The 15,024-nt window shown below is 60.3% G+C and carries 18 protein-coding genes; 5 read left to right on the top strand and 13 right to left on the bottom strand.

The features are described 5' to 3' along the window. Positions 1-12: 12 nt before the first annotated feature. The 12 genes from AC3RCP_RS00305 to AC3RCP_RS00360 all read right to left on the bottom strand — a co-directional run bounded on the left by AC3RCP_RS00305 (position 13) and on the right by AC3RCP_RS00360 (position 9,052). Positions 13-432: a hypothetical protein gene (locus AC3RCP_RS00305; RefSeq protein ID WP_157832228.1), complete on the bottom strand. Its 420-nt coding sequence runs from the start codon at positions 430-432 to the stop codon at positions 13-15. A 20-nt stretch (positions 433-452) separates the two neighbouring features. Next, positions 453-803 carry a hypothetical protein gene (locus AC3RCP_RS00310; RefSeq protein WP_256583122.1) on the bottom strand — a complete coding sequence of 117 codons (351 nt, stop codon included), beginning with the start codon at positions 801-803 and terminating at the stop codon, positions 453-455. Between the two features lie 101 nt (positions 804-904). Continuing rightward, entirely contained in the window at positions 905-1,243 is a 339-nt protein-coding gene (locus AC3RCP_RS00315) for a hypothetical protein (RefSeq protein ID WP_087087499.1), read from the bottom strand. Further along, positions 1,224-2,063, bottom strand: a complete 840-nt coding sequence (locus AC3RCP_RS00320; protein WP_492570561.1) for a hypothetical protein — start codon at positions 2,061-2,063, stop codon at positions 1,224-1,226. Before AC3RCP_RS00320 ends, AC3RCP_RS00315 begins: the two co-directional genes overlap by 20 nt. 3 nt (positions 2,064-2,066) lie before the next feature. After that, positions 2,067-2,573 carry a PAAR domain-containing protein gene (locus AC3RCP_RS00325; protein ID WP_087087495.1) on the bottom strand — a complete coding sequence of 169 codons (507 nt, stop codon included), beginning with the start codon at positions 2,571-2,573 and terminating at the stop codon, positions 2,067-2,069. A 10-nt stretch (positions 2,574-2,583) separates the two neighbouring features. Then, positions 2,584-2,991: a type VI secretion system baseplate subunit TssE gene (gene tssE, locus AC3RCP_RS00330; protein WP_087087493.1), complete on the bottom strand. Its 408-nt coding sequence runs from the start codon at positions 2,989-2,991 to the stop codon at positions 2,584-2,586. Between the two features lie 14 nt (positions 2,992-3,005). Then, positions 3,006-4,481 carry a type VI secretion system contractile sheath large subunit gene (gene tssC, locus AC3RCP_RS00335; protein WP_053263125.1) on the bottom strand — a complete coding sequence of 492 codons (1,476 nt, stop codon included), beginning with the start codon at positions 4,479-4,481 and terminating at the stop codon, positions 3,006-3,008. Positions 4,482-4,510: 29 nt separating this feature from the next. Further along, positions 4,511-5,014 (bottom strand): type VI secretion system contractile sheath small subunit, encoded by a 504-nt coding sequence (gene tssB / locus AC3RCP_RS00340; protein ID WP_007930286.1) that lies wholly within the window; start codon positions 5,012-5,014, stop codon positions 4,511-4,513. Positions 5,015-5,047: 33 nt separating this feature from the next. After that, the gene (gene tssA, locus AC3RCP_RS00345) at positions 5,048-6,604 is read right to left on the bottom strand and encodes a type VI secretion system protein TssA (protein ID WP_492570560.1); all 1,557 of its coding nucleotides are present in this window, start codon (positions 6,602-6,604) and stop codon (positions 5,048-5,050) included. Positions 6,605-7,233: 629 nt separating this feature from the next. Further along, positions 7,234-7,509, bottom strand: coding sequence for an HU family DNA-binding protein (locus AC3RCP_RS00350; protein ID WP_003213368.1), 276 nt, complete (start codon positions 7,507-7,509; stop codon positions 7,234-7,236). A 188-nt stretch (positions 7,510-7,697) separates the two neighbouring features. Next, positions 7,698-8,846: an NAD(P)/FAD-dependent oxidoreductase gene (locus AC3RCP_RS00355; protein WP_492570559.1), complete on the bottom strand. Its 1,149-nt coding sequence runs from the start codon at positions 8,844-8,846 to the stop codon at positions 7,698-7,700. Between the two features lie 38 nt (positions 8,847-8,884). Then, positions 8,885-9,052 (bottom strand): rubredoxin, encoded by a 168-nt coding sequence (locus AC3RCP_RS00360; protein WP_007930291.1) that lies wholly within the window; start codon positions 9,050-9,052, stop codon positions 8,885-8,887. A 216-nt stretch (positions 9,053-9,268) separates the two neighbouring features. On the opposite strand from AC3RCP_RS00360, the gene AC3RCP_RS00365 reads away from it, so the two are divergent. Beyond that, a complete protein-coding gene (locus AC3RCP_RS00365) occupies positions 9,269-9,832 on the top strand; it encodes a chorismate--pyruvate lyase family protein (RefSeq protein WP_009041358.1) in 564 nt (187 codons plus the stop codon). Next, the gene (ubiA, locus tag AC3RCP_RS00370) at positions 9,832-10,722 is read left to right on the top strand and encodes a 4-hydroxybenzoate octaprenyltransferase (protein WP_492570558.1); all 891 of its coding nucleotides are present in this window, start codon (positions 9,832-9,834) and stop codon (positions 10,720-10,722) included. Before AC3RCP_RS00365 ends, ubiA begins: the two co-directional genes overlap by 1 nt. 75 nt (positions 10,723-10,797) lie before the next feature. Here the strand turns inward: ubiA and AC3RCP_RS00375 are convergent, their stop codons facing one another. Beyond that, positions 10,798-11,181 carry a COG4315 family predicted lipoprotein gene (locus AC3RCP_RS00375; RefSeq protein ID WP_492570557.1) on the bottom strand — a complete coding sequence of 128 codons (384 nt, stop codon included), beginning with the start codon at positions 11,179-11,181 and terminating at the stop codon, positions 10,798-10,800. A gap of 151 nt (positions 11,182-11,332) precedes the next feature. Here AC3RCP_RS00375 and phoB point away from each other — a divergent pair, with 151 nt between their 5' ends. From phoB to AC3RCP_RS00390, 3 genes are all read left to right on the top strand, one after another. Next, complete coding sequence (phoB, locus tag AC3RCP_RS00380) at positions 11,333-12,022, top strand: phosphate regulon transcriptional regulator PhoB (RefSeq protein WP_007896474.1); 690 nt, start codon at positions 11,333-11,335, stop codon at positions 12,020-12,022. A gap of 148 nt (positions 12,023-12,170) precedes the next feature. Then, entirely contained in the window at positions 12,171-13,463 is a 1,293-nt protein-coding gene (gene phoR / locus AC3RCP_RS00385) for a phosphate regulon sensor histidine kinase PhoR (protein ID WP_492570685.1), read from the top strand. Positions 13,464-13,579: 116 nt separating this feature from the next. Next, positions 13,580-14,920, top strand: a complete 1,341-nt coding sequence (locus AC3RCP_RS00390; protein ID WP_007930300.1) for a hemolysin family protein — start codon at positions 13,580-13,582, stop codon at positions 14,918-14,920. Positions 14,921-15,024 lie beyond the last annotated feature (104 nt).

Here is a 15,024-nt window from a genome sequence, read left to right on the forward strand (position 1 = left end):
TGGTATTGAATCTCATGAATAAACCGTCCTGTAGAGCGCAACCGTCAGCCCGGAAACCACGTAGCCCACGATGAGGACACACGGAATGAAAACCAGCCAACCCAACATCGGTGCAACGTCACTGGCATCACCGCCAAGCATTTTTGCCAACCGGAAAAGCACCCACGAAGCGGCGTAAAAAGGGATGAACAGCAACGGCCCGAGCCAGACCCGCGCGAGTATTTGTTGCTCGCTCTTGCCACGCAGCAGGCGCATTTCCAGAAGGGCAAAGGCGATGTACGCCACAATGCCCATGGTCGACGCGTAGGTCTCGAACAACTCGACGGTCAAGGGGGTGCCTCTCAGACACTCGTCCAGCAGCATGAGCAGGAGAACGGCCAGCGGAATCCAGAGGGCTGTGACAAGCAAGCGACGGCGGCCTGCACTGAGCATGCGATCCCTCTCTCCCATGATTACTGCGCCCCCGCTTTTTCAGAGGTAATCGCAACGCTGGTCTGTAGATAAAGCGCCTCGCCATCAAACCCGGTGATGGCCGCGGCACTCAGCGGAAAGCCATCTTTGCCGTCGTACCGAATCCAGCCTTCACCCCAGATGTCCCCATTCTCATGCCGGATCTCAACGTAATAATCCGGCGCCTCGGCCTTGGCGATTTCGACGAACACACCACCATCCTCCGCGCCAACCCACAGCGCATTGGGATGAGCGAACAGTTTTGGCGGGGTATCCCGCTGCCAGGTAAACAGCAGCGCAAACAGCAGCAGAATCGCCAGCAAGCCGACTGAGCAAAGGAATGCGTTGAGCAACCTGAACGCCTTACCCTTCATCGAGGGTGCAGCAATGGCTGGCATTGGCCCGTTAGAACAATTCACGGGACACCCATTGATTGCAGCGACAAGGTTGGAATTTAGAAAATTTCATAAACAACCCAATCGCCGAACCGGCTCAAACTCACCACAATGAGCGCAAACAAAATAAACGGCTCGAACCCACCCCTGAGATCTCGAAACCTGACCAAACGAACTGCACTTTTTACAAAATAATAAAGACCGACAACTATCATCGGAAGATAAAGAAAAATACAAACCACGAAAAAAAATGTATACCCCGCCTGAGGGAGCGATAAGCCCATAAAGTCGACACTAACCCCCCACGGGGCTTTGGGATCGATAAAGCTCAAAGACAGCATGACAAGAGAAATGAAGATAACGAAATATCGCATCACTTTATCGAAGCCCTTCGTCATAAAGCCGCTTTGCAAGTTCCCGATGCCTTAATTGACCGTCTGCATCATCCCCTGAATAGTAAAAGTGTCCTTGGTTAGTCCCTGACATCTGCCCCGCAAGCTCGGGTGCAACGCCAACCAATTCGGCATCCGTCATCCCGGCATAAATCGGATCGCCCTTATCCGCCAGGTCAATAATTATTGTCTTGATTATTTTCGGATGCCCGGTTACCGCATCCTTCAAGTCCTGATTGATCGGTGCACCGATCAGAACCAAGTGATCGACGATAATATCCTTGCGCGCATGATACATAGCGCTACGCGCCGCAATTACCGCCCCCCATGAGTACCCGACAATATTGAACTGCCCGGAAGTCGGAATCTTCTTTGATATGCCAATGGCAGCAAGGGAAAAATCCGCAGGTTGGCTTTCTATAACCGGCATAGTGCTTTTAACAGCGACCAAACCATACAAATCGGTTCTTTCTTTTACAACGCCCACCTGATCATATTCAAACTCTGCCGGCCGACTACTGTCCTGATTATAAAAAATAACCGACGATGCGTCGGCGAGCATATCAATCATTGGATGGACATACTCATCGGCCCCAGTGATCAGGGATGAATAGTTTCCGTAGACAACGTTAGCAATGCCGGTCTCGGTAAATGCGTTGATCATATCGGCGTTATAACCACCAATCATCCCAGCGCCACCCAAAAATACGGTCAGCCCTTGCTCAACTACAACCGGCTTGGGCACAAGTTCTTTGGTAGGGGAACTCTGCCCCGTAGCGACTTTTTTGAAAGTACCACTTGAAGTGTTGATGGTATCAGTGGCCATTCATCAGCTTCCCGCGGCTACGTAGACTTCGACTTTCTCTGCTCGCTCATGTCGAGCAAGCCGATGAGTAAGCCCTGCATCGTTGGTAATCCCTTCTTCCTGCGAGCCATCTTCGCGAACAAGCAGATATCGGCGATTGGCAATCGGAGCTCCCGCCTCATCTGTCAGCGCAAACTGCTCATCAAATCCAGGAATAGTCAGCGGTAATGGAGGAGCAAACGACGCCGCCGAGTGGGAATTCCCGATAATCACCGTCCCCGACCCACCGATAACGATATTTCCATGAGTCCCGACCGAATCAACCGTGGCCGCCGGCTTGCCGTTGATCAGCACCGTGGTCGCCAGGCCGCCGGACATCGCTCCGCCACAGGCCGAGGCATCGCCCTGGCGGGCGGCCGCGAGGCCATCGAAGAACACATCGCCGGAACCGGCGGCGATCGGGTTGGTTGCGTGGCCGGGGAGCGGGCAGGCGGTGGGGTCGCTGACGCGTGCTGCGGGTTTACCTGACATCCTCGTCTCCTTAACTGACCTTGACCTGACCGCTGCCATCCAGGCGCGCGGAAAAACTGACCTGGCGCTTGAACCCGTCCACCTCAAGCAGGCCTTCGATACTGAAAGCCAGCTTGAGCTGGTCGTGATCACGCGGCAGGGAAACGACACGCACGTTGCTCAGACGCGGCTCGTAGGCTTCGATGAAGCTTTCGATGGCCAGGCGGGCCTGGCTCAGGGCGTCGTGCAGGCTCAGGCGCATGTCGTTGAGATCGGGCAACCCGTAATCGGACAGCGTCTGCACGCTGCCCGCACGGGTGCTGAGCATCTTGCCCAGATGGGCAGCCACCGACGCCATGGCGGAAACCTCGCGGCTCCAGCCGACACGTTTGTCGGCCTCGCCACTCAGGCGTTCGAAAAGGCTGCCGTATCCGGTCATGACCTAGCTCCTGGTTACTCTTTGTCCAGCTTGCCAACCAGCGACAGGGTGAAATCGGCCCCCATGTACTTGAAGTGCGGACGCACGTTCAGGCTGACGCGGTACCAGCCCGGCTCACCTTCCACATCACTGACGATGATCTGCGCGGCGCGCAGCGGACGACGGCCACGCACTTCGGCGCTCGGGTTTTCCTGGTCGGCGACGTACTGGCGGATCCACTTGTTGAGTTCCAGCTCGAGGTCGGTACGTTCTTTCCACGAACCGAGTTGCTCGCGCTGCAGCACTTTGAGGTAGTGAGCCAGGCGGTTGACGATCATCATGTACGGCAGCTGGGTGCCGAGCTTGTAGTTCAGCTCCGCGGCCTTGCCTTCGGCGCTGATGCCGAAGAACTTCGGCTTCTGCACCGAGCTTGCGGAGAAGAACGCCGCGTTGTCGCTGCCTTTGCGCATGGTCAGGGAGATGAAGCCTTCCTCGGCCAGTTCGTATTCACGACGGTCGCTGACCAGAACCTCGGTCGGGATCTTGGTTTCGATTTCGCCCATGCTTTCGAAGTGGTGCAGCGGCAGGTCTTCTACCGCGCCACCGCTCTGCGGGCCGATGATGTTCGGGCACCAGCGGAACTTGGCGAAGCTGTCGGTCAGCTTGGTACCGAACGCGTACGCGGTGTTGCCCCACAGGTAATGCTCGTGGCTGTTGGCAACGGTTTCCTTGTAGACGAAGGATTTGACCGGGTTCTCTTCCGGATCGTACGGGTTGCGCAGCAGGAAGCGCGGTACGGTCAGGCCGATGTAGCGCGAGTCTTCCGACTGGCGAAAGCTCTGCCATTTGGCGAATTGCGGGCCTTCGAAGTGATCTTTCAGATCCTTGAGGTCCGGCAGGCCGGTGAAGCTTTCCAGACCGAAGAATTTCGGACCGGCCGCGGCGATGAACGGCGCGTGGGACATGCAGGCAACGCTGGACACGTATTGCATCAGCTTCACGTCTGGCGAGCTTGGCGACATGAAGTAGTTGGCGATAATCGCGCCCACCGGCTGGCCACCGAACTGGCCGTATTCAGCGGTGTAGATGTGCTTGTACAGGCCGGCCTGCATCACTTCCGGCGAATCTTCGAAGTCGTCCAGCAGGTCCTGCTTGGAGACGTTGAGGATTTCGATCTTGATGTTTTCGCGGAAGTTGGTGCGGTCGACCAGCAACTGCAGGCCACGCCAGGCCGATTCCAGGGACTGGAAGTCTTCGTGGTGCAGGATTTCGTCCATCTGGCGGCTGAGCTTGGCATCGATCTCGGCGATCATGCGGTCAACCATGGCCTTCTTGACTGGCTCGCCATTGTTCTGAGGCTTGAGCAGCTCTTCGATGAAGGCCGACACGCCGCGCTTGGCGATGTCGTAGGCTTCGTCGTCCGGAGTCAGGCGGGTTTCGGCGATGATGCTGTCGAGAATGCTGTACTCGCCGTTCTCGTTGCTTTTCTGTTGTGCTGCACTAGTGCTCATAGTGTTTGGCTTCCTTGACTGATAGAGACTCAGGCTTCGGTGGCTGCGGCGTTCAGGCCCAGCTCACCGAGTACACGACCGCGCGATTCGTCGTCGGCGAGTACGCCTTCGATGGCTTTACGGAATGCAGGGGCGTTACCCAGCGGACCCTTGAGGGCCACCAGCGCGTCGCGCAGTTCCATCAGTTTTTTCAGCTCAGGCACTTGCTCGACCAGGCTGGCCGGGTTGAAGTCCTTCATCGAGTTGACGCGCAGCTTGACCGCCAGCTCTTCGGTGTCGCCCTCTTCCTGAAGACGGTTAGGCACGCTCAGCGTCAGGCTCAGCTCCTGCTTGGCCAGCACTTCGTCGAACGTCATTTTGTCGATGCTGATCGGCTTGCGGTCTTCCACTTTGCGCTCGTCCACGCGCTGGGTGTAATCACCGATTGCCAGTAGCTTCAACGGCAGTTCAATCTCTTCCTGAGCACCGCCGGTGGCGGGTTTGAAGGTGACGTTGATGCGTTCCTTGGGGGCTACCGAGCCTTCTTTGGCCATGGCTTTTCTCCTTGCGGTTGTTGGCCCTGGGGCCTATTCGAGTACCACTTCGAGGTCGAGGTGGCACAGCCTGCGATAAATCTCTTCCTTGCGTTCTCGCACTGCGTGGTTCTGCGGCAACAACTCACAGCAGCTATGCAGGAGGTGCAGCACTTCCAACGCAAGATCCGGCTCCCAGGCATGCAGGCCCGAGCTCAGTAATTCTTGATCGAGGGTTTCGAGCTGGGTCTTGGCCAGCTCGTATTTCTTGGCCATGAAGCACAGCCGCGCCAGGCTGAACTGCCAGAAAAACCTCACCCGCCCGCCATGGGCGTTCTGCAGGCCTTGCTTGAGGATCTGCACGGCGGCCTTGAGGCCGTCCTTGCGCAGGATCGGCAAGACCTCTTCGAGGGCTTCTTCCCAGGCTGGCTGGCTGGCGGTCGCTTCGACCTTGCGCGGCGCGCTGGCGCTTTGCAGATGGGGCATGACGTGGGCGCTGATCCAGCCGCGGGTGGCCGGGTCGGCGAAAGGTGCGCCGTCGTGGAAACGCAACTCGACCACCCCCGGCAGGCGCTGCAACAGGAGCGCGAAGTGAAACTCCACTTCGCGCATCGCCTGGTCGGCGTTCAGCCCCTGCAGGCATTCCCAGACCATGCGCTGGCCGTCGAACCAGAACGGCGCCCTGGCCAGGCTGGCTTCGAGTTCCACCAACAGGTCGGCGTATTGCCCATTGGCAAAACGCTCCTGGTAGGTCTTGAGCTTGTCGGCCGGCAGCCCGCGCAACGCAGTGATCTGCTCGGCGTTGCGCTCCGGGACGGCATCGATGGGCAACCACAGCATGGTGCGGTTCAGGCGCAGGGCGCGTACGTCAGTGGCCTTCTGCTTGAACCACCAGGCGCTCAGTGGACGGGCGTTTTCCTGCATCGCACGCAGGGCCTTCTGCGCTTCCTTCTCGTTGTCGATCGGCGCGCCAGGCGTGAACAGCTGGGTCGCGGCCTGCTTGACCTGGGCCACCACCGCGCCCACGGCGCCGGGTTCTGGCTGATTGTCGGCGGCGCGCTGGACCATGGTCGACAGCCGTCGGCAGATCGGCAGCAGCAAGGGCGCGTTGTCACCCAGATGCTCGGTGAGCGCGGCATCGAGCCCTTCCAGGTGTTCCACCAGACGGCGGAACAGCGGCAGTTGCTCCTTGATCGCGACGTTTTCGCCCAACACCTGCTCGAGACGCGGCACCAGCCAGCCGACGGCGGCAGCCCGGGTACGCAGCTTGGCGGGGTGGATCTGCGCCCAATGCTGTTCGCACAGGTGCTGCAGAAGACCAAGGCCGGCCAGCAGGCCGGGGAAGGATTCACGCTGATACAAGGCCCAGGTGAGCCAGGCGGCCACCCGCAGATCCTTGGACTGGGTACGCAGCAGCGCTTCACTGTTCTCGAGGATTTTCAGCCAGTCGATCTGACCGCTTTCGTGCATGGATTGGGCTTTGCCCAGCTCACTTTCCAGTGCCTCGTATTCGCTGGAGAAGCGAACGTCCTCGCCCGCAAAACTCTCTTTGGAAACAGAGGCTTTGGCGAGTTCGAGGTAATGGGCAGAAAGTTTACTTGAGTAGGACATCCATGGCCTTTTTCGAGATTACGGTCTATACGCCCGCGAGACATTTTTCGCGTGCTTGACAGTATCAAAGAGCGTACTCATCCAATTGAGCCTGCTCTTTCAAGAGCGCGCATCGTAATCAGTATGATGGCCACTAGCAAGCATCCCCTCAAACAACAAGACGAACTGTCATCGGTTGTTCGTAAGAGATTGCCTTATATATGGCAGGGTTTCCCCCTAGGCAGCCAGTTGAATCCCTATTCCAACCAGCAACGCCAGAAGCCGCGGGCCAGAGCCTTGCGCGATATAAACCAGAGAGCGATTCAATGATTAAGGGGTAATGCCAGGCAGAATCGAAAGTGCCGGGTACGGAAATAAATCCTAATTCTGAACTTTTATGAAAGAGTGCAGTCGCGGATGCCCCTAACTTTGTAAAGTGCCACCAATATGATGGCACTCAAGACGATAGTTTGCCATCAAACAGTCTGTATGTTTTTTGAGCAATACAGATGTAGTTCCTCGCGAAACTTGCTGCATGCATTCCCGTTCTTTATATGCCGAACAACCATCCATAAAAAATGGGCATCCGAATTATCGGCTTGCCCATTTTTCAATACGGTTCTCCCTGCTATCGAGGGAGTTCGCAACAGTTATGGATTGACGCTGTCTTTCAGCGATTTGCCTGGCTTGAAGGCTACGGTGTTGCTGGCCTTGATCTTCACCGGCTCACCGGTTTGCGGGTTCTTGCCGGTACGGGCGCCACGGTGACGCTGCAGGAAGGTTCCAAAACCTACCAGGGTGACGCTGTCTTTGCGATGCAGGGCGCCGGTGATTTCTTCGAGAACGGCATTGAGAACGCGGTTGGCTTGTTCTTTGGTCAGATCCGCTTTTTCAGCAATTGCAGCGGCGAGTTCTGGTTTACGCATAGTGAAGCCTCTTTGACGGTTTTTTGTTGTTATGTCCGTGCTGTTCTTCCGGAACAGCGCCCAAGGCGCCGCAGGCTCTACTCTGCGGCAGACGGGTGTGAGGATGGCACGCAGTTAGGAGTGGCGCCAGTCTCTGCGCGACCTTTGTAGTGGCAAACACATGATTATTCCGACAGAACGACCGGTATTTAGGCCAACAAGCCGGGAAGCTCTTTGTTCAGGGCCAGTTTGTCCATGACCGCGGCCCCGGTCAGCGCATAGCCCAGCAGTTTGCCGCTGGCATCGCGGCACAGCGCCTTGATGTCGGCGCCCTGCCCTTCGACCGTCCACACGCCCTCCAGGCCGCGTGGCGGTGGCGAAACCACCAGCGGGCAGACCGGGGTTTTCACGGTGATCGGCATCGGGCCATAGCTGACCGCCGTCGGGTTACCCGCCAGGGTCTGCGCCAGCGCTCGCGCACAGCTCATGAGGGGCATGACGTACAACAGATTCAGCCCATCGACCTCGGCGCAGTCGCCCAAGGCATAAATGTTGGTGTGGGAGGTCTTGAGATGCCGGTCGACCACCACCCCACGGTTGACCATCACCCCCGCGGCGGCGGCCAGGTCGATGCGCGGACGCAGGCCGATCGCCGACACCACCAGATCGCAGGCAATCACTTCACCGTCGGACAGATGTGCCTCGAGGCCATCCGTCGTGCGCTGCAAGCGATTGAGTACCGGCCCCAGATGGAAGCGCGCGCCCAGGCTTTCCAGCCCGGCCTGCACCGCGGCGGCGGCCGCAGGGTGCAGCAACGTCGGCATGACCTGCTCGCAAGGCGCCACCAGGTCCACTGCATAACCGCCGAGGATCAGGTCGTTGGCGAACTCGCAGCCGATCAGGCCGGCGCCCAGCAGCAGCACCCGGCGCTTGCCGGCCGCAGCCGCGCGAAAACGCGCGTAGTCTTCCAGGTCGTTGATCGGGAAGATCAGGTCGCCAGCATCGCCCTCCACCGGTACGCGCACGGTTTCCGCGCCCCAGGCCAGGATCAGGTCGCGGTAGTTCACCGCCTCTTCACCCATCCACAGGCGCTTGTGGCCAGGGTCGATGCCGCTGATGCGGGTATGGGTGCGCACCTCGGCCTTCAATTGCTCGGCCATGGCGCCGGGCTCGGCCATGCTCAGGCCGTCGGCTTCCTTGTTCTTGCCGAAGCCGGTGGACAGCATCGGCTTGGAATAGGAACGCCCGTCATCGGCGGTGATCAGCAGCAGCGGCGTTTCGCTATCGAGCTTGCGAAACTCCCGGGCCAGGTTGTAGCCGGCCAGCCCGGTGCCCACGATGACGACAGGTGCGTTCATTCCTTACTCCTTCAGGTTCAGGGGATCACAGGGTGTGATCAGCCGATTTCGATCATTTCGAAATCCATTTTGCCGACGCCGCAATCCGGGCAGAGCCAGTCTTCAGGCACGTCTTCCCAGCGGGTACCGGGCAAGATTCCGTCGTCCGGCCAGCCATCGGCTTCGTTGTAGATCAGGCCGCAGACCACACATTGCCACTTTTTCATTTACGCGTTTCCTCAGGTTCTCAGGCTGTTGCCGGCGGGATGGTCGATGACTCGACTCTGGATGACGCCAGGGGGCGCGTCCGGCCCAGCGCGTTTTGTACTGATGAGCACCGACGGATGCAAGCACGTTCGCTGCAGGCGGCCGCTCCATTGCGGAAAAATCGCCTGGCACCATGCTAAGCTCGCGGCCTCATTTGCTGCCAATAATGACCCACTGTGCCGCACTCAATCTCTGCATTTTCCACCCCGGACTGGCTCTCGCAAAGCCGGCTGACGCCCCTCCCCGACGCACAGACCCTCGACTGGCTGTTCGATGAAGGTTCGCTGACCCGGCGCCTGACCCGTCTCTCCAACGACGGCTTCAGCGTGACGCCGCTGGTCGAGGGCTGGCAGCCCCTGCGCGCCGACGAATGCGCCGCGCTGGACCTGCAGCCAGGCAGCCAGGGCTGGGTACGCGAGGTGTATCTGCGCGGTCACGGCCAGGCCTGGGTATTCGCCCGCAGCGTGGCGGCCCGCAGTGCCCTGCAAGATGGCGGGCTGAACATGGACGAGTTGGGCAGCCGCTCCCTGGGCGAGCTGCTGTTCTGTGACCAGGCCTTTCAGCGCCGCCCCATCGAGGTCTGCCATTACCCACGCCCGTGGCTGCCCGACGAGGTGCAGGCCGATGACCTCTGGGCCCGCCGTTCGCGCTTCGATCGCGCAGCCCTGAGCGTGCTGGTCGCCGAAATCTTCCTGCCGTCCCTGTGGAGCGCCGTCAGCGCCCAGCCGGAGAACCGCTGATGTATCAGAGCCTGCTCAAATCCCTCAACCGCCTGAATCCGCGCGCCTGGGACTTTATCCAGCTGACCCGCATGGACAAGCCGATCGGCATCTACCTGCTGCTCTGGCCGACCCTCTGGGCCCTGTGGATTGCCGGCAAAGGCTCGCCATCGCTGGCCAATATCGTGATTTTCGTCCTTGGCGTAACCCTCACCCGGGCCGGCGGCTGCGTGATCAACGACTGGGCCGACCGCAAGGTCGACGGCCATGTGAAGCGCACCGAACAGCGCCCGCTGGTCAGCGGCAAGATCAGCTCCAGGGAAGCCCTGGTGTTCTTCGCCGTGCTGATGTTCATCAGCTTCCTGCTGGTGCTGTGCACCAACGCGGAGACCATCTGGCTGTCGCTGGGCGGCCTGGCCCTGGCGGCCAGCTATCCCTTCATGAAGCGCTACACCTATTACCCACAAGTGGTGCTGGGCGCGGCGTTCTCCTGGGGCATCCCGATGGCCTTTACCGCCGAGACCGGCGAGCTGCCGGCCACCGCCTGGCTGCTGTACATCGCCAACCTGCTGTGGACCGTGGGTTATGACACCTATTACGCGATGACCGACCGCGACGACGACCTGAAGATCGGGGTGAAATCCACCGCGATCCTGTTCGGCGAAGCCGACCGGGTAATCATCCTGACCCTGCAGGGCCTGGCGCTGGCGTGCCTGCTGCTGGTGGGCGCGCGCTTCGAGTTGGGTATCTGGTTCCACCTGGGCCTGCTGGTGGCGGCCGGGTGTTTTGCCTGGGAGTTCTGGGACACCCGCGATCGCGACCGGATGAAGTGCTTCAAGGCCTTCCTGCATAACCACTGGGCGGGATTGGCGATTTTCCTGGGGATAGTCGTGGATTACGCCGTTCGCTGAGGACCGTTATCGCAGGCCAGCCTCACACCTACCGTTTCTGTAGGAGTGAGGCTGGCCTGCGAAGAAACACTACGATCAATCAGGCTTGGCCACTTTCCAGGCGCCATCCATCTTGCCGTCGCCGGTCATGTCACCGGCTTTCTTGTCCATCACGAAGGTGTACAGCGGCTTGCCGTCGTAGGCCCACTGCATGGAGCCGTCGTCACGCTTGATGACGGTCCACTCGCCCATCGCCTTGTCGCCGCTGGCGGCCATCAGCGGCGGCCAGTTGGCGGCGCACTTGTCGTTGCACATGGACTTGCCGCCGCTGTCCTTGGCAAAGGTGTACAAGGTCATGCCCTTGTGGTCGACGAACATACCGTCTTTGGTCATCGCCGGTTCCGCAGCGAACGCCAGCCCCGGCAGGGTCAGCGCAGCGCTCAGCAACAGGGCTTTCCAGGATAGCGTGTGTTGAGTCATGGAAACCTTCTTTGGTGGTTGTCAGGATTCGGACCCAAAGCTTAGTCCACGAATGCAGCCCTCGCACCAGCACCTAAAATACTGTCACACGACTGCAATAATTCCGTTATCTAATGCGGCGCAAGACAGTTAAATGACAAGAGGATTAAGCATGGTTGGCAGGAGCATTCTGATCGTTGACGACGAAGCGCCCATTCGCGAAATGATCGCCGTTGCGTTGGAAATGGCCGGCTACGACTGCCTGGAGGCGGAGAACTCCCAGCAGGCCCATGCCATCATCGTCGACCGCAAGCCCGACCTGATCCTGCTCGACTGGATGCTGCCCGGCACCTCCGGCATCGAGCTGGCGCGGCGCCTGAAACGCGATGAGCTGACCGGTGACATCCCGATCATCATGCTCACCGCCAAGGGCGAAGAGGACAACAAGATCCAGGGCCTGGAAGTCGGCGCCGACGACTACATCACCAAGCCATTCTCCCCTCGCGAGCTGGTCGCGCGCCTCAAGGCCGTGCTGCGCCGCGCTGGCCCGACCGACGGCGAGGCACCGATCGAAGTCGGCGGCCTGCTGCTGGACCCGATCAGCCACCGCGTGACCATCGACGGCAAACCGGCCGAGATGGGCCCGACCGAATACCGCCTGCTGCAATTTTTCATGACCCACCAGGAGCGCGCCTACACCCGCGGCCAGTTGCTGGACCAGGTCTGGGGCGGCAACGTCTATGTCGAAGAGCGTACCGTCGACGTGCATATCCGCCGCCTGCGCAAAGCCTTGGGCGATGCCTACGAGAATCTGGTACAAACCGTGCGCGGCACCGGCTACCGTTTTTCCACCAAGGCTTAACAGCAGCGGCAAGTCATAAGCCACAAGCGGCAAGCTGAAGCCGACCACTTTAAAACTTGCAGCTTGAAGCTTGCAGCTTGGAGCTGCTCCACTTCCCATGGACGCGTGTTAAGTGAACCAGAACTGGCATGGCACCCTGATTCGCCACATGCTGCTGTTGGTCACCGGCTGCCTGCTGGTGGGCCTGATCAGCGGTTACTACGGCTGGAGCCTGGCCATCGGCCTGGGGATCTACCTGGCCTGGACCCTCAAGCAACTGCTGCGCCTGCACGAATGGCTGCGCCTGCACCAACCCGATGAAGCACCGCCCGATGGCTACGGCCTGTGGGGCGAGGTGTTCGACAGCATCTACCACCTGCAACGCCGCGACCAACGGGTGCGCGGGCGCCTGCAAGCGGTGATCGACCGGGTCCAGGAGTCCACCGCGGCACTGAAAGACGCGGTGATCATGCTCGACAGCGACGGCAACCTGGAATGGTGGAACCGCGCCGCGGAAACCCTGCTGGGCCTGAAGACCCCGCAAGACAGCGGCCAGCCGGTGACCAACCTGGTGCGCCATCCGCGCTTCAAGGAGTATTTCGAGCAGGACAATTACAACGAGCCGCTGGAAATCCCCTCGCCGACCAACGACCGGGTACGCATCCAGCTGTACATCACCCGCTACGGCAACAACGAACACCTGATGCTGGTGCGCGACGTGACCCGCATCCACCAGCTGGAACAGATGCGCAAGGACTTCATCGCCAACGTCTCCCACGAGCTGCGCACGCCGCTGACGGTGATCTGCGGCTACCTGGAAACCCTGCTCGACAACGTCGAGGAAGTGAATCCGCGCTGGAGCCGCGCCCTGCAGCAGATGCAGCAGCAAGGCGGGCGCATGCAGACCCTGCTCAACGACCTGCTGCTGTTGGCCAAGCTGGAAGCCACCGACTACCCGTCGGACAACCAGCCGGTGCCGATCGACGTGCTGCTGCAGTCGATCAAGAGCGATGCCCTGGCGCTGTCCGGGGAGCGCAACCAGCGCATCACCCTGGAAGCCGACGCGCAGGTCCTGCTCAAGGGCAGCGAGGCGGAACTGCGCAGCGCCTTTTCCAACCTGGTGTTCAACGCCGTGAAATACACCCCGGCCGAGGGCAACATCCGCATCCGCTGGTGGGGCGACGAGCAAGGCGCGCACCTGAGCGTGCAGGATTCGGGGATCGGCATCGACAGCAAGCACTTGCCACGCCTGACCGAACGCTTCTACCGGGTCGACTCCAGCCGCAACTCCAACACCGGCGGCACTGGCCTGGGCCTGGCCATCGTCAAGCATGTGCTGCTGCGCCATCGGGCGCGCCTGGAGATCAGCAGCGTACCGGGCCACGGCAGCACTTTTACCTGCCATTTCGCCCCGGCCCAGGTGAAAAGATTGCGTGCCGACACCCTGACCGACCAGCGGTGACAGCCACGCGCCACTAGGCAATCGCCCTGCCAGCCGCTACATTGGCTGGCTTGCGCCGGCCATTGCGCCGCGCATTTCTCTCTTTTTCGAATACACGGAACCCGCAAAACTCCATCATGGACCCTTCCCCTGGTTTTACCCTCGCGTCTCTTTTCGCCGACTTCGGCATGATTCTTTTTGCACTGCTCCTGGTTCTGCTCAACGGCTTTTTCGTAGCCGCCGAGTTCGCCATGGTCAAACTGCGCTCGACCCGGGTCGAGGCCATCGCCCACAAGAACGGCTGGCGCGGGCAGATCCTGCGCACCGTACACAGCCAGCTGGATGCCTACCTTTCCGCGTGCCAGCTGGGGATCACCCTGGCCTCCCTTGGCCTGGGCTGGGTCGGTGAGCCGGCCTTCGCGCATTTGCTGGCGCCGCTGCTCAGCGCCGTGGGCGTGGATTCGGCGGAAGTGGTCAAGGGCGTGTCGTTCTTTACCGCCTTCTTCATCATTTCCTACCTGCACATCGTGGTCGGCGAACTGGCGCCCAAGTCCTGGGCCATCCGCAAGCCCGAGCTGCTGTCGCTGTGGACGGCGGTGCCGCTGTACCTGTTCTACTGGCTGATGTACCCGGCGATCTACCTGCTCAACGCCAGCGCCAACACCATCCTGCGCATCGCCGGCCAGGGCGAGCCCGGCCCGCATCACGAGCACCACTACAGCCGCGAAGAACTGAAGCTGATCCTGCACTCCAGCCGGGGCCAGGACCCCAGCGACCAGGGCATGCGCGTGCTGGCCTCGGCCGTGGAAATGGGCGAGCTGGAAGTGGTGGACTGGGCCAACTCCCGGGAAGACCTGATCAGCGTGGAATTCAACGCGCCGCTGAAGCAGATCCTCGCGCTGTTCCGCCGCCACAAGTTCAGCCGCTACCCGGTCTACGACAGCGAGCGCAACGAGTTCGTCGGCCTGCTGCACATCAAGGACCTGCTGCTGGAACTGGCGGCGCTGGACCACATCCCCGAATCGTTCAACCTGGCCGAGCTGACCCGCCCGCTGGAGCGCGTTTCCCGGCACATGCCGCTGTCGCAGCTGCTGGAACAGTTCCGTAAAGGCGGTTCGCACTTCGCCCTGGTGGAAGAAGCCGACGGCAAGATCATCGGCTACCTGACCATGGAAGACGTGCTCGAAGTGCTGGTCGGCGATATCCAGGACGAACACCGCAAGGCCGAGCGCGGCATCCTCGCCTACCAGCCCGGCAAGTTGCTGGTGCGCGGCGATACCCCGCTGTTCAAGGTGGAGCGCCTGCTGGGCATCGACCTGGACCATATCGAGGCCGAAACCCTTGCCGGCCTGGTCTACGAGACCCTGAAACGGGTACCGGAAGAAGAAGAGGTCATGGAGGTCGAAGGCCTGCGCATCATCATCAAGAAGATGAAAGGCCCGAAAATTGTCCTGGCCAAGGTGTTGATGCTCGATTGAGCACGGTCTGACACCTCATCGCGAGCAAGCTCACTCCTACAATGAACCGCGTTCATCTGTAGGAGCAGCCGGTCGAGGCTCGATTGCTCGCGACCCCCTCCCCG

The sequence above is a fragment of the Pseudomonas sp. GW822-FHT05A08 genome (genome assembly GCF_058800485.1).

What these genes read in the sequence shown, in the direction of transcription:
- tssE (WP_087087493.1), bottom strand. Translation starts at nt 2,991, where the DNA reads ATGACCGGATACGGCAGCCTTTTCGAACGCCTGAGTGGCGAGGCCGAC.
- AC3RCP_RS00390 (WP_007930300.1), top strand. Translation starts at nt 13,580, where the DNA reads ATGGACCCTTCCCCTGGTTTTACCCTCGCGTCTCTTTTCGCCGACTTC.
- AC3RCP_RS00355 (WP_492570559.1), bottom strand. Translation starts at nt 8,846, where the DNA reads ATGAACGCACCTGTCGTCATCGTGGGCACCGGGCTGGCCGGCTACAAC.
- AC3RCP_RS00350 (WP_003213368.1), bottom strand. Translation starts at nt 7,509, where the DNA reads ATGCGTAAACCAGAACTCGCCGCTGCAATTGCTGAAAAAGCGGATCTG.
- AC3RCP_RS00315 (WP_087087499.1), bottom strand. Translation starts at nt 1,243, where the DNA reads ATGACGAAGGGCTTCGATAAAGTGATGCGATATTTCGTTATCTTCATT.
- phoB (WP_007896474.1), top strand. Translation starts at nt 11,333, where the DNA reads ATGGTTGGCAGGAGCATTCTGATCGTTGACGACGAAGCGCCCATTCGC.
- AC3RCP_RS00305 (WP_157832228.1), bottom strand. Translation starts at nt 432, where the DNA reads ATGCTCAGTGCAGGCCGCCGTCGCTTGCTTGTCACAGCCCTCTGGATT.
- AC3RCP_RS00320 (WP_492570561.1), bottom strand. Translation starts at nt 2,063, where the DNA reads ATGGCCACTGATACCATCAACACTTCAAGTGGTACTTTCAAAAAAGTC.
- ubiA (WP_492570558.1), top strand. Translation starts at nt 9,832, where the DNA reads ATGTATCAGAGCCTGCTCAAATCCCTCAACCGCCTGAATCCGCGCGCC.
- AC3RCP_RS00375 (WP_492570557.1), bottom strand. Translation starts at nt 11,181, where the DNA reads ATGACTCAACACACGCTATCCTGGAAAGCCCTGTTGCTGAGCGCTGCG.
- AC3RCP_RS00325 (WP_087087495.1), bottom strand. Translation starts at nt 2,573, where the DNA reads ATGTCAGGTAAACCCGCAGCACGCGTCAGCGACCCCACCGCCTGCCCG.
- tssC (WP_053263125.1), bottom strand. Translation starts at nt 4,481, where the DNA reads ATGAGCACTAGTGCAGCACAACAGAAAAGCAACGAGAACGGCGAGTAC.
- AC3RCP_RS00360 (WP_007930291.1), bottom strand. Translation starts at nt 9,052, where the DNA reads ATGAAAAAGTGGCAATGTGTGGTCTGCGGCCTGATCTACAACGAAGCC.
- tssA (WP_492570560.1), bottom strand. Translation starts at nt 6,604, where the DNA reads ATGTCCTACTCAAGTAAACTTTCTGCCCATTACCTCGAACTCGCCAAA.
- tssB (WP_007930286.1), bottom strand. Translation starts at nt 5,014, where the DNA reads ATGGCCAAAGAAGGCTCGGTAGCCCCCAAGGAACGCATCAACGTCACC.
- phoR (WP_492570685.1), top strand. Translation starts at nt 12,171, where the DNA reads ATGCTGCTGTTGGTCACCGGCTGCCTGCTGGTGGGCCTGATCAGCGGT.